Here is a 15,247-nt window from a genome sequence, read left to right on the forward strand (position 1 = left end):
CGTTATCCGATTCCAGGAGCGCTTACTGCTCAAGTCAACTCAATAATGGCCATTTCGGCGTTGTCTCCCTTCCGGTTAACGGTGCGGAGTACGCGGGTGTAGCCGCCTTGGCGATTGCCATAGCGCTGAGGAGCTTGTTCAAACAGGGCATGCACCAACTGTTTGTCATAGATATAGCCAAGCGCTTCACGCCGAGCCGCTAAGGAACCATCTTTGGCCAAGGAGATCATCCGCTCTGCTTCAGAACGAACCGCCTTAGCCCGCACTTTAGTGGTTGTGATCCGCCCGTGGCGAATCAGTTCCGTAGTTAGCGCTCGCAGCAGTGCTTTACGCTGGTCAGCAGGTTTGCCCAATTGTGGGACGCGACAACGGTGACGCATAGTTTTTGCAGTTCAAATCAGCTAGAGTACAGTACAGTCAATCAAAAAACCCAATCTAGGTAGACCGAGAGGATTTATCGTGGGGTAGCGTGATGCCCAACCGATCCTGTAGAGCTTGAATCACCTCTTCAGCCGATTTGGCTCCAAAGTTCTTGATCTCCAACAAGTCTTCCTGGGTGTAGTCCAACAAATCCGCAACCGAGTTAATTTGAGCACGCTTCAGGCAGTTATAGGCTCGCACCGATAGCTGCAGTTCCTCGATCGGAATTTGATTAGCTGGATCGACATCAATCTCGTCGGCGTCATCAATAGGCGCAAAATCAATTTCCCGCAGCGGATTGAACAAGCCAACCAAAATATCAGCAGCCTGACTCAAGGCTTCTTGAGGCGTCAGGCTACCGTTGGTCCAAACTTCCAGAATCAGACGGTCTTTCTCTAGTGAGCCACCCACCCTGGCATCTTCCACGGTGTAGTTCACCTTGCGGACCGGCATAAACACCGAGTCGATTTGCAAAAAGTCCAGGGCTGACGTTTCGTCGCGGCCCCGCTCGATGGCCCGATAGCCAATCCCCTTTTCAACTCGGCACTCGATCTCTAACGTATGCCCTGCCGCCAGCGTGGCGATATATTGCTCCGGATCGATCACTTGAACTTCTGCTGGAAAGTCGAAGTAACCTGCGGTGATTGTCGCTGGCCCTTCCACTCGCAGCCTCCCAATCTGCGGTTGGGAGGAATAGCTTTTGAGGACAACCTCCTTCATGTTCAGCAAGATGTCCAGCACATCTTCCCGCACGCCGGGGACAGTCATAAACTCATGAGACACTCCGGCAATCCGTACAGCCGTCACCGCAGCCCCTTCTAGGTTAGACAGCAGAACCCGTCTCAGCGCATTGCCGACCGTGATTCCCTGCCCTCGATCGAGCGGTTCCAGCACAAACTTGCTGTAGGAGCTGCGGTCATCCCCGGTATCCGATTCCACACACTCAACTTGAAACTGTGCCACAGTCAAACCTCCCTTCTCCTTAGCCCTAGAAAGCAAACCTAATTCCGCCAATCCGTTCCCAACCTGAGATAACGGTTAACATCAACCTGTCCTCAATTCCTCAAATCTCTATTGCTTCTGCTGCGGGAGCTAGCACTTACACCCGACGCCGCTTGGGAGGCCGACAACCATTGTGGGGAATGGGCGTTACATCTCGAATCAACGTAATTTCCAAACCAGCCGCTTGCAGTGCCCGGATCGCCGTTTCCCGGCCAGAGCCAGGACCGCTCACCATCACCTCGATTTGCCGCATACCTTGCTCAGTTGCCCGTTGGGCTGCCCGCTCAGCTGCCGTTTGCGCCGCATAGGGAGTTCCTTTCTTCGCGCCTTTGAAGCCGCTAGCTCCAGAGGACGACCAAGAAATAGTCTCGCCATTTACATCGGTAATGGTTACGATCGTGTTGTTGAAGGTCGATTGGATATGAGCCACTCCATTGGGCACATTCCGCTTCTGCTTTTTAGCTCCCGTCTTTCTGGTGGGTTGTCGTGCCATACGCCGTTATCTCTCGTTAATTAGACTTAGTGATTCTCGTTGATTAGACTCGTTCATAGAGCAGACCAGCCAATGCCTAGTCCAAGCAATTGTCAGGAAAATTGACTGTAGGCGGTGAGTGGATTGCGAAAAAGCTGAGACGTAGTTCCCCGACCAGCTTTTCTCAGACAGACAAAAACAGCGACTAGGGGGACCCATTTCGCTGCCAGATCCAACTTCCCAGATACGGCCCTATTTCTTGCTGGGCGCTTTCTTCTTACCTGCTACAGTGCGGCGACCACCCCGGCGGGTCCGAGCATTGGTTCGCGTTCTTTGACCCCGAACGGGCAGACCCAACCGATGGCGACGACCTCTGTAAGTGCCAATGTCCATCAATCGCTTGATATTCATGGACTCCCAACGTCTGAGGTCACCCTCAACCTGGTAGTCGCCCTCGACGGCTTCCCGCAGCGCAGCCACTTCGGCATCGCTTAAATCTTTGACTCGCGTATCAGGATTTACCCCAGTCTTCGCCAAAACTTGCTTCGAGCGGGTTAATCCAATTCCGTAAATATAGGTCAGACCAATCTCTACACGTTTATCCCGTGGAAGGTCTACTCCAGCTATCCGCGCCACGTTTTATTTCTCTCCGTTTCGCTGCTACAATCTAACGATTTATACCAGGACTGAAATTCTCAGCCGATGCTCAGCATCTCATATCCAGTTGCGCGACCAAGGGAAACTACCCTTGACGCTGCTTATGCTTCGGGTTGGAGCAAATCACCATGACCCGACCCTTGCGCCGAATCACCCGACATTTTTCGCACATTCTTCGTACAGATGCTCGGACCTTCATGTCCCCAACCTATGACTACAAACTTAATATATTAGCAAACTGCAATTAATCTGTCAATGTTAAAGCAATGACTAATAAAACAGGTAAAAAATGGAATCTGTTCATTCGGTTATCGTTTAGATAAGCTAGACAGCCATTGTGTAGATGCCTAATGCAGGCGTGACCAGCAACCGAATTAGTTGCCTCAAAGCTAGCAGCAAATCACTAGCGCAACCGTCCTATCAACTTACCTATTTCTTGCGTAAACGGTAAGTAATTCTGCCTTTAGTTAAGTCGTAGGGCGTCAGTTCCACCTTGACTCGATCACCGGGCAGGATCTTGATATAGTTACGACGGATTTTGCCAGAAATATGGGCTAGGACATTAAACCCGTTATCTAAATCGACACGGAACATGGCATTCGGCAGTGAATCAGTCACAGTGCCTTCCATTTCAATCAAATCTTGCTTAGACAATTTGCTCTCCTCAACTAATCAACAAAAAATGAACTTATTAAAGCAGCTGGGCTGAATAACCGCTGGGTTGAATTGCTGACTCGGCTAAATTAAACTCACGCAGTCATCCTAGACCCAAGCCACAGAATTTCATTTCTAGCCTAACAAATGTTTAAGAAAGTTGGTTTTTCGCAGTGATCTCGATCAACTTACCCCAAAGTATGCTTGTTCTCACCTTCTCAGGGATGAGCCGAATCAAACCTTAGGGCGAAGGATTTGGCCCAGCTTTTGATTCACCTGGTCAATAGTTTGATCGCCGTCAATTGAAACCAACTGCTGGCGCTCGCGGTAGAAATCAATTAGAGGAGCTGTCTGCTGGCGATACACCTCTAAACGATGCCGAATCACTTCTTCGGTATCATCCTTACGGCCTCGGCCCAGGAGACGCGCCACCAGGATCTCGTCGGGCACTTCAAAGTTCACCACATAATCGCAATTCTGATGAATTTGCGAGAGCAGCTGATCTAAGAAGGTTGCCTGAGTGATGGTGCGGGGAAACCCATCCAGAATCCAACCAGAGGCTGCATCGGATTGGTTTAGCCGTTCTTCGACTAAATCGAGGATGAGCTGGTCTGGCACCAATTCTCCCCGATCCATATAGGATTGGGCTTTTTTTCCCAGCTCAGTTTGTTGAGTCACTGCATTCCGGAGAATGTCGCCGGTCGAAATATGAGGGATGTGATGGGCCTGGGCCAGAGATTGAGCTTGAGTTCCCTTGCCAGCTCCTGGAGGCCCCAAAAAGATCAATCGAGCCACTACTGTTTCACCATCCCTTCATAGCGTTGAGAAATCACATAGGTCTGAATCTGCTTAGCCGTGTCAATCGCCACACCGACCAGAATCAGCAGAGAGGTTGCGCCCAAACCCTGGAAGGTACGAACCTGGGTGGCCCCTTCCACTGCTGTTGGGATGATGGCAACCAGACCCAAGAAAATCGCACCCAAAAACGTCAACCGATTCAAAACCCGCTCGATGTATTCGCTAGTCGCTTTCCCTGGACGAATCCCCGGAATGCTGGCTCCCATCTTCTTCAAGTTCTGCGCCATATCAACTGGGTTGATGATCAAGGACGCATAGAAGTAGCTAAAGAACAGAATCAGCGCTAGATACACAACCACATACAGCCAATGCCCAGGGCTGAGATAGCGAATCACTTGATTCAGGATTTCGTTATTGGGCAAGAACTGCACCAGCGAGGCCGGTAAGAACAGCACCATTGAGGCAAAGATGATCGGCATCACGCCGCCCTGATTCAACCGCAAGGGTAAATAGCTGCTCTTTTCTAGATAGAGACGTCGTCCCACCTGCCGCCGAGCCGAGATGATTGGGATACGGCGGGTACCTTCCTGGACGAACACAATCCCCACGATCATTGCTAGGAACACCAGCAGCAGGATAATCACGCCACCCACCAAGCTGCGGTCGCCACTCTGGGCTAGCTCAATCGTTTGCCCCAAGGAGCGAGGTAAGGTTGAGACAATACTGACGAAAATCAGCAGCGAAGCCCCGTTACCCACTCCCCGTTCAGTGATCAGCTCGCCGACCCACATGACAAACATGGAACCTGCCGTTAATGCCAGAACCGTCTGAGCCACGAACATGGGTCCCGGATTAATGGCGTATTGGCTGATGAATAAAGAAATACCGATGCTCTGGAAAATTGCCCAGGCTAGCGCCACATAGCGAGTAATTTGAGAAATCTTGCGGCGTCCGGCCTCACCTTCGTTTTTCTGTAAGTCTTCTAAGCTAGGAATCGCGGCGGCCATCAACTGCATGATGATGGAGGCGTTGATGTAGGGCAAAATTCCTAACGCAAAAATGCCAAGGGCTGAAATGCCGCCCCCAGCCAAAATATCTAAAATGCCAATTAAATTACCCAAGCCGCTGCCCTGCAACCCTTGCTGAAAGGCCGCACGGTCAATACCGGGCACTGGAATATAAATCCCTAATCGGATCAGGATCAGCATGCCGATAGTAACAAGCAGCCGACCGCGAAGACCGGCTGCCTGAGCCATTTGCACAAAGGTTTCCTGAGCCGTGGGGGTCTTATCTCGACTAACTACCATAAACAGATACCTCTAGTGGCGGGATCTAGCGCATCGCTAGAACAGAGAGTCTCGATGCCAAAATTGAGTCAAACGTAATTTTGCCTACCACCCAAATTCTAGCCGACGACTTCGCAAGTTCCCCCAGCCGCTTCGATCTTCTCTTTGGCTGTAGCTGTGAATGCTGCGGCCTGGACCTTGAGGGCAACCGAAAGATCGCCATGACCCAGAACCTTAAGGGGACCGTCGTCAGTTGTGATAATTCCGGCGTCCATTAGAGAAGCCAGATTCACCTCGGTATTTTTGGCTAAATCCGCCAAGTCGCCGACGTTGATAATCGTGTAATGCTGACGATTGATCAACGGAAAATGCTTCAACTTAGGAATCCGGCGGTATAAGGGCATTTGCCCCCCTTCAAACCCAGGCCGAGTCGGACGGCCCGAACGGGATTTTTGACCCCGCATGCCAAAGCCACAGCTTGCACCTTGACCCGCCGCGATCCCGCGCCCAACCCGGCGCTTACGTTTTTGTGAACCTGCCTTGGGGGCAGCGTCTTCTAATCTCATGACTATCCTCTCAACTCAAGTGATTGGGTAACTATAGTCTTGCTCAGAAATCTGCTGAGCGCTCAGGCATAAAGGTTCTCGACCGGAATACCTCTTTCTTCAGCTACCTCCGAGAAGGTGCGGAGTGAGGCTAGGGCATTTGCTGCAGCTCTCGCATTGTTGAGCGGGTTGTCAGAACCGAGTTGCTTCGCCAATACGTTGCGGACACCGGCCAGTTCCAGAACGGTCCGCACGGCACCCCCAGCAATTACCCCCGTACCCGGAGCAGCAGGACGCATCATCACTTTGGCTCCACCCCCAGCTCCGTTCACCGGATGGGGAATCGAGTTAGCTTTAGTCAAGGGCACTTCTACCAGATGCTTTTTGCCATCAGCCACGCCCTTACGAACAGCACCAATCACATCACTGGCTTTGCCGACGCCGACGCCGACCTGTCCTTTCTCGTTGCCCACAACCACGATCGCGCGGAAGCTCAGCTTTTTACCACCCTTTACGACCTTGGTGACCCGGCGGATTTGGACCACCCGCTCTTGCCAATCGGTTTCCTTCTCTTTAGTTTTGGTTTTGCGACGATTCGCCATCTTGCCTTTCCTCAAATCTGCGGCAGTTAGAAATTCGAGTCATATCAAATCCGGTTGATGAGCCAGAATTTGCGTAGAGGCGTTTCGCGAAACACCTGTACACTTTGTTGATATTAGAAATTTAGTCCGCCTTCTCTAGCGGCATCAGCCAAAGCTTTTACCCGACCGTGATACAGATTGCCACCTCGGTCAAACACAACTTGCTGCACCCCCTGAGCAATCGCTCGTTCAGCTATTAGTTTGCCAATCCGAGCCGATGCTTCACAGGTGGAACCTGATTCCAGCTCGGAGCGCAGATCGGCCTCTAGGGTAGACGCTGCTGCCAAAGTACGATGCTGGCTGTCGTCGATTACCTGGGCGTAAATATGCTGGTTGGAACGAAATACTGCCAGACGAGGCCGCTCTGAAGTTCCAACAACCGTGCGCCGAATTCGGCTGTGGCGACGACGAGTTGATTCTTTGCGTGTCCGTTTCATGATTATTTCTTCCCTGCCTTACCAGCCTTACGTCTAACCATCTCGCCCGCGTACCGGACTCCCTTGCCTTTGTAGGGTTCGGGTGGGCGAGCCGCGCGAATTTGGGCCGCTACGTTACCGACAATTTCTTTGTTGATGCCGGACACAACTACGTTTGTGTTGTTTTCAACGGCAAACTGAATGCCATCCGGTGGTTCAATCTGAACCGGGTGACTATAGCCCAGGCTCAATACCAGGTTGCGTCCCTGCACCTGAGCACGATAGCCAACCCCTTGAATCTCTAAACGCTTTTGAAATCCCTGAGACACTCCTTCCACCATGTTGGCAACTAGAGTGCGGGAAAGACCGTGGCGCTGACGGGCAACCCGAGAGTCATTGCGACGGTTGACTAGAATCGTTTCGCCTTCTTGCACCACTTCTACCTCATCCGGCAGTGTGCGAGCGAGTTCACCTTTTGGCCCCTTGACTGCTACATGCTGATTCGCGATGGTTACAGTCACGTTCTTAGGAACTGGAATTGGGCGTTTACCAATACGAGACATGATTACTTTCTCCTAGACACAATCATCAGCAGTAGTAGTCTTGAGGTTCTGTTAATGAATGCAATGCTGACTTTAACGCCAACGACGTTGCGGCGCTACCAGACATAGCAGAGGACTTCGCCTCCTAGCCCTTGCCGTCGAGCATCCCGGTCGGTCATGATGCCGCTAGAAGTGGAAATAATGGCAATCCCAATTCCGCCTAGGACCCTCGGCAACTCCTTACGATTCGAGTAGACCCGCAGTCCCGGTTTGCTGACCCGCTTCAGCGTATTGATAATCGGACGACGATTCTTGCCTTTGTATTTCAGCGCAATCACCAAACTCTTTTTAGTTCCCTCTTCTTTCTCAGAAAAGTCGATAATGAATCCCTCTTCTTGTAAGACCTTCGCAATGCTGCGGGTCATCTTCGTCGATGGAACCTCTGTGGTTTGATGCCGCGCTAAATTTGCATTCCGAATCCGCGTCAGCATATCTGCAATAGTGTCGTTAGCCGCCATAGTTTCCTCTTAATGAAACTGCCTCAATTGTCCCGGAAGGGCATTCCTAATTCCTTCAGCAAAGCACGACCTTCTTCATCCGTGTTCGCAGTGGTGATGATGGAGATATCCATCCCTCGAATTTGGTCGATGGTGTCGTATTCAACTTCAGGGAAGATGAGCTGCTCTCGAATTCCCAAGGTATAGTTACCTCGACCGTCAAAGCTTTTTGGGCTAACCCCGCGAAAGTCGCGAATGCGGGGAAGCGCTAGGTTCATCAGTCGGTTCAAAAACGCATACATCCGATCCGAACGCAGCGTTACCATAATCCCGACCGGCATGCCTTTGCGGATCTTAAATCCAGCAATCGCCTTCTTGGCTCGTGTAACGACTGGCCTTTGCCCTGTGATCAACGCAATCTCGTTCAGTGAAGATTCCAGTGCCTTAGCGTTCTGCGCCGCTTCTCCTAAGCCTCGATTCACCGTAACCTTAACCAGTTTGGGCACTTGGTGCACGTTTTCGTACTGAAATTGCTCGATCAGCTTGGGGACGACCTTCTCTTTGTAAAGTGACTTTAGACTATCTGCCATAATAATTCTCCTGCCTTTTCCCTGGGCTTGGTCAGGGCCTACAAATTTTGAGTTTTGAATTTTAAGCTCTTAGTTTTGAATTGGATTTAACTCTGATGTTGAAACCTTCTCGGTCCAACTCAAAACTTAAAACTCAGAACTCAAAACTTAATCAATAACTTCTCCAGTTTTCTTCAGCATTCGTACCTTGCGGCCATCGCTGTTGAAGGTATAGCAGATTCGGCTTGCCACCTTTTGCTTGGTGGAGTACAGCATGACATTGGAGCTGTGAATCGGAAATTCAATCGTAGTGATTTGGCCCGACTCGCCTTCTTGCTGAGGTTTGACGTGCTTGGTTTTAACGTTGACCCCTTTGATCAGCACTTTGCTGGTTTCAGGGAAGGTGCGCAATACTTCGCCAACCTTGCCCTTTTCGCTGCCTGCAATTACCTGGACCGTATCTCCCTTCTTAACGTGCATTTTGTAACGCACAGGTTTTTTTTGCTTCGCCATTAGAGCACCTCCGGAGCCAGAGAGACAATTTTCGTAAAGTTTTTGTCCCGCAGTTCACGTGCAACTGGACCGAATACCCGTGTTCCTCTGGGGTTGCCTTCCGCGTTGATGATCACGGCAGCATTATCGTCAAACCGAATGCTCATGCCGCTTTCTCGCCTCAGGCCTTTTTTGGTTCGCACGACTACCGCTCGCACCACATCAGATTTCTTCACTGCCATGTTCGGAAGGGCATCCTTCACCACAGCAATGATCACGTCACCCACATTGGCATAGCGACGGTTGCCACCCAGTACTCGAATGCACATTAGTTTGCGAGCACCGCTGTTGTCTGCCACATTTAGATAGGTTTCTTGCTGAATCACTGTTAGCCTCCCTGGATACTGGAATTTTGGTTAAAAATTACGCCTCAGGGACATGGCTAAGAATGTCTACCACTTCCCAGCGCTTGGTGCGGCTGAGGGGACGCGTCTCCTGAATTCTCACCCGGTCGCCGACCTGACACTTGTTTTCTTCATCGTGGGCCTTAAACCGCTTGGTCCGAACCACAATTTTGCGGTACTTGGGATGGGGAGCACGGTTCTCGACGGCCACCACAACGGTTTTATCCATTTTGTCGCTGACGACTAAACCAATACGTTGCTTGACTGCCATACTTTACTCCTCGGTTGCTTCGCTCTTAGAAGCCGCTAGCTGCCGTTCCCGCTCGATGGTCATTAACTGAGCCAACCGATGACGCAGGTGCTTGAACTGGTGAGGCTTCTCTAATTGACGGGTGGCTTTCTGGAAGCGCAACTGAAACAGTTCCTTCTTGGTTGCCACAATCTGATCGTTTAACTCTTGATCGTTGAGATCGCGAATTTCCTCAATTTTGGGCAGAGGCATAGGTTACGACTCCTCCGCTTGGCGCGTAATGAACTTGGTTTTAATGGGTAACTTATACTGGGCAAGGCGCATGGCTTCACGGGCCGTTGCTTCCGGCACGCCAGCGATTTCAAACAGAACGCGACCGGGCTTGACCACAGCCACCCAAAACTCGGGGTTTCCTTTACCCGAACCCATCCGAGTTTCAGCCGGACGCATCGTCACTGGCTTATCGGGAAAAATCCGAATCCAGATCTTGCCACCCCGGCGAATGTAGCGGGTCATGGCTCGACGGCTAGCCTCGATCTGACGCGAGGTGATCCAGCAAGGCTCCAGAGCTTGGAGAGCAAAGTCGCCAAAGTTGATTTCGTTACCAGCGGTCGCCATTCCCTTCATGCGTCCCCGCTGTTGCTTGCGGAATTTAGTTCTTCTAGGACTTAACATGGCCAAATACCTTCGATTTATCCTTCGTTGGAACGATCTTCGTACTGCTGGCGACGACGCTGTTGACGACGACGGGGTTGGGCATTGTTGGGTTGGGAAACTTCCTCTTGACCAGGAATAATTTCGCCCTTGAATACCCAAACCTTGATGCCCAGAATGCCGTAGATAGTCTGAGCGGTGCGATAGGCATAGTCGATATCGGCCCGCAGGGTATGGAGGGGCACTTTACCTTCCCGCGTGTACTCGGTGCGGGCAATTTCTGCCCCGTTGAGACGACCGCTGATTTGAATTTTGATGCCTTCAATCCCGGCTCGCTGTGCTCGCTGAATCGCCTGCCGTACCACCCGACGGAACGAAACTCGGCGCTCCAGATCACGAACTACGTTTTCCGCAATTAGAGCCGCGTCAGCATCAACCCTGGCCACTTCAACCACATTGATCCGAATCTGGCGATTGCTGTCCTTCAGCGCCCGCTGCAAACCGTTCCGCAATTCTTCGATCCCCTGACCACCGCGACCTACCACTACACCAGGGCGAGAGGTATGGATCTCCAGATCAATCTGATCAGCCTTGCGCTCGATGCGAATCTTGGCGATTCCTGGACTATCAAGGCTTTTCAGCTTGTAGGGATTAGTTTCGAGAAAGTTGCGGATAGTGTAGTCTTCTTGCAGCAGTTTGGGATAGCGATCGGAATCAGCAAACCACCGAGATTTGTGCTCTTGGGTAATGCCGAGTCGAAAACCAACTGGATGAATCTTCTGTCCCACGGTACGTCCTCTTCAAATCAATAGTTTTGAGTTTTGAGTTTTAAATTTTGAGTTAAGGGAGCCAAATTTTCAAACTTAAAGGAAGGCAAATTCGAGGCTAAGAACTTAAAACTCAAAACTTAAAACTTAGAACTTTCATTCTTCCCCGCTCGGTGCAACCGCGATTGTGATGTGACAAGTCGGTTTGCGGATTTGGTAAGCCCGTCCCTGGGCACGAGGCCGGAAACGCTTCAGCACCGGGCCTTGATCGGCAAAGGCTTGGGTGATCACCAGATCGGTGGGTTCATATCCCTGATTGTGCTCCGCATTGGCCACCGCCGAACGCAACACCTTCAGGACCGGATCGCAGGCTCGATAGGGCATAAACTCTAGAATAATTAGGGCTTCCCGGTAGGAGCGTCCCCGAATTTGATCCAAAACCCGCCGCACCTTAAACGGCGACATGCGAATATATCGAGCAACCGCTTTAACTTCTTCTCCAGCAGCAACAGCCATAATCTTCTCCTTCAGCGATTCGCCTATCGCCAATTACTTTCTTCTCTAGCGACGAGCTTTCTTATCACTCTTAGCGTGACCTCTAAAGGTGCGGGTTGGAGCAAACTCACCCAGCTTGTGGCCCACCATCTGTTCGGTCACGTAGACGGGCACATGCTGGCGTCCATTGTGCACGGCGATGGTATGCCCAATCATCTGAGGCAAAATCGTGGACGCACGTGACCACGTTTTGATCACTTGCTTTTCCCCTTTGGCATTGAGTGCTTCTACCTTGCTGAGTAGGTGATCGGCAACAAATGGACCTTTTTTCAGTGAGCGCGACATGGTACCAAACCTCTGTTCAACCTTGCATCCTTTTTGTTTAACTTCAGCCCTACGACTCTCTTCCGCCCCGGCCCCGCTTCGAGGTACGACGACGACGGCGAACGATCAACGCATTGCTTTGCTTCCGCTTCTTGCGAGTCTTAGCGCCAAGTGCAGGCTTACCCCAGGGGGTAACTGGTCCCGGACGCCCAATCGGAGCACGACCCTCACCCCCACCATGCGGGTGATCCACCGGGTTCATAACGCTGCCTCGCACTTCCGGACGACGGCCCTTCCATCGTTTGCGGCCTGCTTTGCCCAAACTGGTGTTCCGGACATCGGCGTTACCTACCTGGCCGATGGTGGCATAGCATTCCCGCCGCACCATCCGCACTTCAGTTGAAGGCAGCTTCAGTGTGACAAAATTGCCTTCCTTCGCCACTACCTGAGCCGAAGCTCCAGCCGCCCGCACAATCTGACCGCCTCGGCCTGGAATCAGCTCAATGTTGTGAACCGTAGTACCCAGCGGCATATTGCCCAAAGGCAGCGCATTGCCCACTTCAAACGGAGCGTCTGGTCCGGAAACCACCGTGGCTCCTACTGCCAGCCCAGCCGGATGCAGAATGTAGCGCTTCTCACCGTCTTGATAGTGGAGCAGTGCAATCCGTGCATTGCGGTTGGGGTCGTATTCGATCGCCGCCACCTTAGCTGGAATGTTGTGCTTATTGCGGCGGAAATCCACAATCCGATATAGCCGCTTGTGGCCGCCACCCCGATGCCGACAGGTGATCACACCGCGATTGTTGCGACCTTTAGGCCGATGCACAGAGCGAGTCAGCGACTTTTCTGGCTCATCGCGAGTAACTTCCGCAAAGTCGGAAACGACCCGCTCACGAGTCCCAGGGGTGTAGGGTCGATAATACCGAATGCCCATAGTTAATTAATCTCCGAAGATACTAAACTTCAGGGAACAGGGTGATCGAATCCCCTGGTGCCAGTGTCACGACCGCTCGCTTATACTGCGAACGATGTCCGGCGAACCGACCAATTCGGCGCTGCTTGCGGGGTGGGTTGTAGGTGTTGACGCCCACCACCTTGACATCAAACAACTCCTCAATCGCCGCCTTAATCTGAGGCTTGGTAGCCTGAGGCACAACCTCGAAGGTGTATTGGTTGTTTTCCAATAACAACGTCGCCTTCTCCGTCACCAAGGGGCGGCGAATCAAATCGGGCAGCATGCGAGGGTCAAATTGCTCAGTCACCATAGACCTCCTGAATCGTCGTAAGGGCGGATTGAGTCACCACGAGCTGATCAGCCGCCAAGATGTCAAATACATTGAGGTTGCTCGCAGAAATCATTCTCAGGTTGCTGATGTTACGAGCCGACAAATAAACATTGTCGTTCCGCTCGGCCACGATCAGCAGCACCTTCGACTCTGGCTCAATTCCCCAGCGAGCCATGGCCTGCACCAGCTCCTTGGTCTTAGGACGGGGCAGGTTGTCGCTGAAGTCTTCTACCACGATCAAATCGTCAGTGCGACTCTGAAACGCAGTTCTCAATGCCAGTCGCCGCTCCTTGCGGTTCATCTTGACGGAAAAATCTCTCGGCTTGGGGCCAAAGATCACACCGCCCCCTTTCCACAGCGGCGACCGAATCGAACCCGCACGAGCACGACCCGTTCCTTTTTGCCGCCAAGGCTTACGACCACCGCCACTCACTTCCGCGCGAGTCTTGGTGGATACGGTGCCCTGACGGGCATTGTGCATCTGCCGCACCAAAGCCCGATGGACGATGTGGGCTGCACTTTCTTCTTTAGCGACTCGCAGATCGAGCGAGGCTTGCCCCACCTCTGCTCCCTGCCAATCTTTTACTATGCACTCAACCATGACTCGCTATACCTTCACTCACGGTGGCAAAACACTATAAAAAAACCAGATACTGTTTAGCTTTGTTTAGCTTTTGGATTTTAAGCCTGTGAATTTTTCAGCCGCGATCCGTTACGCCTTCGCGCGCCCAACCGACTTAGCCGGAACGATGTTCACTAGAGCACCCGGCTTACCAGGCAGTGCGCCTTTGATCAACAGCAGGTTACGTTCGGCATCAACTCGAACAACCGTCAACTTGCGCACCGTGGTGCGGGTATTGCCCAACTGACCGGCCATTCGCTTACCGGGATAAACCCGACCGGGCGTTGTTCCGGCACCTGTTGAACCAGGCAAACGGTGATTCTTAGAACCATGGGCCATTGGACCCCGCTTAAAGTTGTGACGCTTCTGATAGCCTGCAAAGCCGCGACCAATGCTAGTACCAATTACATCAACCAACTGACCTGGGGTGAAACTGTCTACCGTGAGCTGCTGCCCCAAGTCAAAACTGGCCGTATCGTCCAGCCGGTATTCCTGCAAGTAACGCAACGGTGTCGCGCCAGCTTTCTCTAAATGCCCAAGCTCAGGCTTATTCAGGGCTTTTGCGGCTACTTCGCCATAACCGACTTGAATGGCGGCATACCCGTCAGTTTGTTTAGTTTTGACTTGAGTAACCGTACATGGACCCGCCTGAACGACCGTTACAGGAATAGCAACCCCCGTCTCGTCGAAAATCTGAGTCATGCCGAGTTTTGTGCCGAGAATCCCAATAGACACAGTTCTGGTCTCCCTTGTTCTACCTTTTGCACCTTTTCCGTTGAAGCTGAACAGGCAGCGATCTCGCAGCGCTCTGTCCGCTTCAGACACACCAGCAAAAAATCAGCAGCTCTATACTCATAAAGAGCCACTTTCAAAACAGCAGATTCATGACACGAACCCGCAGACGGAAAAGTCGATCAATACGCTCTCACTTCAACCGGCTTGAGGACTTAAACAGAAGGTGCATCTGTCAGTATCCCGCGCCCAGAGAGCAACCACCGCGTTTATCAGCATTAATAAGCAGCCCAGCAATCGACTCGAAACAGCCCACAGCACAAGAGCTATCTAATGAAGTCGATAAACGCCAAAGAATGCATAGATTCGGTTCAACCAATCTGTCAAACTGACTTTTAGGAAACCGATTCAGCCCCTGGCTGCTCTAACCTGAATTTTGGCAACAGCTATTTATCATAAGACAATTTTTTACAAACTGTCTAGTCTTTTTTGAAATTGGGATTGGTTTAATCAACATGCTGGCGGTTAAAACCGCAGCTACACAAACTAAAGTGGCATACACGCACTTCCAGCAAAGCGTTTTCCCTTGGTGGCATTCCCAACTTACTTTCAAATTGAAGTGACTCACCAGACAAAATCGGTCAAATCCATTAGCTCGCCTTATGCCACAGCTAACAAAGTCCATTGCTTTTCTCAGCCGAATTCAACCAGATTCGACTTGA

Annotated in this window: 26 protein-coding genes; all 26 read right to left on the reverse strand. The window is 51.6% G+C overall.

Translation table 11 applies throughout. The annotated features are described in order from the left end of the window. Positions 1 to 29 precede the first annotated feature (29 nt). Complete coding sequence (gene rplQ / locus HJG54_RS05100) at positions 30 to 380, reverse strand: 50S ribosomal protein L17 (protein WP_036002381.1); 351 nt, start codon at positions 378 to 380, stop codon at positions 30 to 32. 55 nt (positions 381 to 435) lie between these two features. After that, a complete protein-coding gene (locus HJG54_RS05105; protein WP_036008297.1) occupies positions 436 to 1,383 on the reverse strand; it encodes a DNA-directed RNA polymerase subunit alpha in 948 nt (315 codons plus the stop codon). Positions 1,384 to 1,519: 136 nt separating this feature from the next. Beyond that, the gene (gene rpsK / locus HJG54_RS05110; protein WP_036002383.1) at positions 1,520 to 1,915 is read right to left on the reverse strand and encodes a 30S ribosomal protein S11; all 396 of its coding nucleotides are present in this window, start codon (positions 1,913 to 1,915) and stop codon (positions 1,520 to 1,522) included. A gap of 231 nt (positions 1,916 to 2,146) precedes the next feature. Continuing rightward, positions 2,147 to 2,530, reverse strand: a complete 384-nt coding sequence (gene rpsM / locus HJG54_RS05115) for a 30S ribosomal protein S13 (RefSeq protein ID WP_036002384.1) — start codon at positions 2,528 to 2,530, stop codon at positions 2,147 to 2,149. A 106-nt stretch (positions 2,531 to 2,636) separates the two neighbouring features. Continuing rightward, positions 2,637 to 2,750: a 50S ribosomal protein L36 gene (rpmJ, locus tag HJG54_RS05120; RefSeq protein WP_072009746.1), complete on the reverse strand. Its 114-nt coding sequence runs from the start codon at positions 2,748 to 2,750 to the stop codon at positions 2,637 to 2,639. A 230-nt stretch (positions 2,751 to 2,980) separates the two neighbouring features. Beyond that, positions 2,981 to 3,205 carry a translation initiation factor IF-1 gene (gene infA, locus HJG54_RS05125; RefSeq protein ID WP_036002386.1) on the reverse strand — a complete coding sequence of 75 codons (225 nt, stop codon included), beginning with the start codon at positions 3,203 to 3,205 and terminating at the stop codon, positions 2,981 to 2,983. 234 nt (positions 3,206 to 3,439) lie between these two features. After that, positions 3,440 to 4,000, reverse strand: coding sequence for an adenylate kinase (locus HJG54_RS05130; protein ID WP_316433744.1), 561 nt, complete (start codon positions 3,998 to 4,000; stop codon positions 3,440 to 3,442). After that, a complete protein-coding gene (secY, locus tag HJG54_RS05135) occupies positions 4,000 to 5,310 on the reverse strand; it encodes a preprotein translocase subunit SecY (protein ID WP_036002390.1) in 1,311 nt (436 codons plus the stop codon). Before secY ends, HJG54_RS05130 begins: the two co-directional genes overlap by 1 nt. A gap of 98 nt (positions 5,311 to 5,408) precedes the next feature. Then, positions 5,409 to 5,855 (reverse strand): 50S ribosomal protein L15, encoded by a 447-nt coding sequence (gene rplO, locus HJG54_RS05140; RefSeq protein WP_036002391.1) that lies wholly within the window; start codon positions 5,853 to 5,855, stop codon positions 5,409 to 5,411. A 62-nt stretch (positions 5,856 to 5,917) separates the two neighbouring features. Further along, on the reverse strand, positions 5,918 to 6,436 hold the full coding sequence (gene rpsE / locus HJG54_RS05145) for a 30S ribosomal protein S5 (RefSeq protein WP_036002392.1): 519 nt from the start codon (positions 6,434 to 6,436) through the stop codon (positions 5,918 to 5,920). Between the two features lie 113 nt (positions 6,437 to 6,549). Then, the gene (gene rplR / locus HJG54_RS05150; RefSeq protein ID WP_410503817.1) at positions 6,550 to 6,918 is read right to left on the reverse strand and encodes a 50S ribosomal protein L18; all 369 of its coding nucleotides are present in this window, start codon (positions 6,916 to 6,918) and stop codon (positions 6,550 to 6,552) included. Further along, positions 6,915 to 7,454: a 50S ribosomal protein L6 gene (gene rplF, locus HJG54_RS05155; RefSeq protein WP_211623426.1), complete on the reverse strand. Its 540-nt coding sequence runs from the start codon at positions 7,452 to 7,454 to the stop codon at positions 6,915 to 6,917. The genes rplR and rplF overlap by 4 nt, the downstream gene beginning before the upstream one ends. Before the next feature lie 95 nt (positions 7,455 to 7,549). After that, entirely contained in the window at positions 7,550 to 7,951 is a 402-nt protein-coding gene (rpsH, locus tag HJG54_RS05160) for a 30S ribosomal protein S8 (RefSeq protein WP_036002395.1), read from the reverse strand. Between the two features lie 23 nt (positions 7,952 to 7,974). Continuing rightward, positions 7,975 to 8,520 carry a 50S ribosomal protein L5 gene (gene rplE / locus HJG54_RS05165; RefSeq protein WP_036002398.1) on the reverse strand — a complete coding sequence of 182 codons (546 nt, stop codon included), beginning with the start codon at positions 8,518 to 8,520 and terminating at the stop codon, positions 7,975 to 7,977. A gap of 147 nt (positions 8,521 to 8,667) precedes the next feature. Beyond that, on the reverse strand, positions 8,668 to 8,979 hold the full coding sequence (gene rplX / locus HJG54_RS05170; RefSeq protein ID WP_316435608.1) for a 50S ribosomal protein L24: 312 nt from the start codon (positions 8,977 to 8,979) through the stop codon (positions 8,668 to 8,670). 32 nt (positions 8,980 to 9,011) lie between these two features. Next, positions 9,012 to 9,377 (reverse strand): 50S ribosomal protein L14, encoded by a 366-nt coding sequence (gene rplN / locus HJG54_RS05175; protein ID WP_036002404.1) that lies wholly within the window; start codon positions 9,375 to 9,377, stop codon positions 9,012 to 9,014. Between the two features lie 37 nt (positions 9,378 to 9,414). Next, positions 9,415 to 9,666 carry a 30S ribosomal protein S17 gene (gene rpsQ / locus HJG54_RS05180; RefSeq protein WP_036002406.1) on the reverse strand — a complete coding sequence of 84 codons (252 nt, stop codon included), beginning with the start codon at positions 9,664 to 9,666 and terminating at the stop codon, positions 9,415 to 9,417. Positions 9,667 to 9,669: 3 nt separating this feature from the next. Next, positions 9,670 to 9,897, reverse strand: a complete 228-nt coding sequence (gene rpmC / locus HJG54_RS05185) for a 50S ribosomal protein L29 (RefSeq protein ID WP_316433746.1) — start codon at positions 9,895 to 9,897, stop codon at positions 9,670 to 9,672. 3 nt (positions 9,898 to 9,900) lie between these two features. Beyond that, positions 9,901 to 10,320, reverse strand: coding sequence for a 50S ribosomal protein L16 (rplP, locus tag HJG54_RS05190; protein ID WP_316433747.1), 420 nt, complete (start codon positions 10,318 to 10,320; stop codon positions 9,901 to 9,903). Positions 10,321 to 10,337: 17 nt separating this feature from the next. Next, positions 10,338 to 11,087, reverse strand: coding sequence for a 30S ribosomal protein S3 (rpsC, locus tag HJG54_RS05195; RefSeq protein ID WP_036002411.1), 750 nt, complete (start codon positions 11,085 to 11,087; stop codon positions 10,338 to 10,340). A 135-nt stretch (positions 11,088 to 11,222) separates the two neighbouring features. Next, complete coding sequence (rplV, locus tag HJG54_RS05200; RefSeq protein ID WP_316433748.1) at positions 11,223 to 11,582, reverse strand: 50S ribosomal protein L22; 360 nt, start codon at positions 11,580 to 11,582, stop codon at positions 11,223 to 11,225. 45 nt (positions 11,583 to 11,627) lie between these two features. Further along, a complete protein-coding gene (rpsS, locus tag HJG54_RS05205) occupies positions 11,628 to 11,906 on the reverse strand; it encodes a 30S ribosomal protein S19 (RefSeq protein ID WP_036002416.1) in 279 nt (92 codons plus the stop codon). A gap of 49 nt (positions 11,907 to 11,955) precedes the next feature. Beyond that, the gene (gene rplB, locus HJG54_RS05210; RefSeq protein WP_036002418.1) at positions 11,956 to 12,819 is read right to left on the reverse strand and encodes a 50S ribosomal protein L2; all 864 of its coding nucleotides are present in this window, start codon (positions 12,817 to 12,819) and stop codon (positions 11,956 to 11,958) included. 22 nt (positions 12,820 to 12,841) lie between these two features. Beyond that, a complete protein-coding gene (locus tag HJG54_RS05215; protein WP_036002428.1) occupies positions 12,842 to 13,150 on the reverse strand; it encodes a 50S ribosomal protein L23 in 309 nt (102 codons plus the stop codon). Further along, positions 13,140 to 13,772 (reverse strand): 50S ribosomal protein L4, encoded by a 633-nt coding sequence (gene rplD, locus HJG54_RS05220; RefSeq protein ID WP_316433749.1) that lies wholly within the window; start codon positions 13,770 to 13,772, stop codon positions 13,140 to 13,142. Before rplD ends, HJG54_RS05215 begins: the two co-directional genes overlap by 11 nt. A gap of 111 nt (positions 13,773 to 13,883) precedes the next feature. Next, positions 13,884 to 14,528, reverse strand: coding sequence for a 50S ribosomal protein L3 (gene rplC, locus HJG54_RS05225; RefSeq protein WP_316433750.1), 645 nt, complete (start codon positions 14,526 to 14,528; stop codon positions 13,884 to 13,886). Positions 14,529 to 15,247: the final 719 nt, after the last annotated feature.

The organism is Leptolyngbya sp. NK1-12 (assembly GCF_032598965.1).
Classification (GTDB): Bacteria; Cyanobacteriota; Cyanobacteriia; order Elainellales; family Elainellaceae; genus Elainella.

Excerpts from the sequence above, each read along its gene's own strand:
- rplQ (WP_036002381.1), bottom strand. The coding sequence starts at position 380 with ATGCGTCACCGTTGTCGCGTCCCACAATTGGGCAAACCTGCTGACCAG.
- rpsK (WP_036002383.1), bottom strand. The coding sequence starts at position 1,915 with ATGGCACGACAACCCACCAGAAAGACGGGAGCTAAAAAGCAGAAGCGG.
- rpmJ (WP_072009746.1), bottom strand. The coding sequence starts at position 2,750 with ATGAAGGTCCGAGCATCTGTACGAAGAATGTGCGAAAAATGTCGGGTG.
- secY (WP_036002390.1), bottom strand. The coding sequence starts at position 5,310 with ATGGTAGTTAGTCGAGATAAGACCCCCACGGCTCAGGAAACCTTTGTG.
- rplO (WP_036002391.1), bottom strand. The coding sequence starts at position 5,855 with ATGAGATTAGAAGACGCTGCCCCCAAGGCAGGTTCACAAAAACGTAAG.
- rpsE (WP_036002392.1), bottom strand. The coding sequence starts at position 6,436 with ATGGCGAATCGTCGCAAAACCAAAACTAAAGAGAAGGAAACCGATTGG.
- rplF (WP_211623426.1), bottom strand. The coding sequence starts at position 7,454 with ATGTCTCGTATTGGTAAACGCCCAATTCCAGTTCCTAAGAACGTGACT.
- rpsH (WP_036002395.1), bottom strand. The coding sequence starts at position 7,951 with ATGGCGGCTAACGACACTATTGCAGATATGCTGACGCGGATTCGGAAT.
- rplE (WP_036002398.1), bottom strand. The coding sequence starts at position 8,520 with ATGGCAGATAGTCTAAAGTCACTTTACAAAGAGAAGGTCGTCCCCAAG.
- rplX (WP_316435608.1), bottom strand. The coding sequence starts at position 8,979 with ATGCACGTTAAGAAGGGAGATACGGTCCAGGTAATTGCAGGCAGCGAA.
- rpsQ (WP_036002406.1), bottom strand. The coding sequence starts at position 9,666 with ATGGCAGTCAAGCAACGTATTGGTTTAGTCGTCAGCGACAAAATGGAT.
- rpmC (WP_316433746.1), bottom strand. The coding sequence starts at position 9,897 with ATGCCTCTGCCCAAAATTGAGGAAATTCGCGATCTCAACGATCAAGAG.
- rplP (WP_316433747.1), bottom strand. The coding sequence starts at position 10,320 with ATGTTAAGTCCTAGAAGAACTAAATTCCGCAAGCAACAGCGGGGACGC.
- rplV (WP_316433748.1), bottom strand. The coding sequence starts at position 11,582 with ATGGCTGTTGCTGCTGGAGAAGAAGTTAAAGCGGTTGCTCGATATATT.
- rpsS (WP_036002416.1), bottom strand. The coding sequence starts at position 11,906 with ATGTCGCGCTCACTGAAAAAAGGTCCATTTGTTGCCGATCACCTACTC.
- rplB (WP_036002418.1), bottom strand. The coding sequence starts at position 12,819 with ATGGGCATTCGGTATTATCGACCCTACACCCCTGGGACTCGTGAGCGG.
- HJG54_RS05215 (WP_036002428.1), bottom strand. The coding sequence starts at position 13,150 with ATGGTGACTGAGCAATTTGACCCTCGCATGCTGCCCGATTTGATTCGC.
- rplD (WP_316433749.1), bottom strand. The coding sequence starts at position 13,772 with ATGGTTGAGTGCATAGTAAAAGATTGGCAGGGAGCAGAGGTGGGGCAA.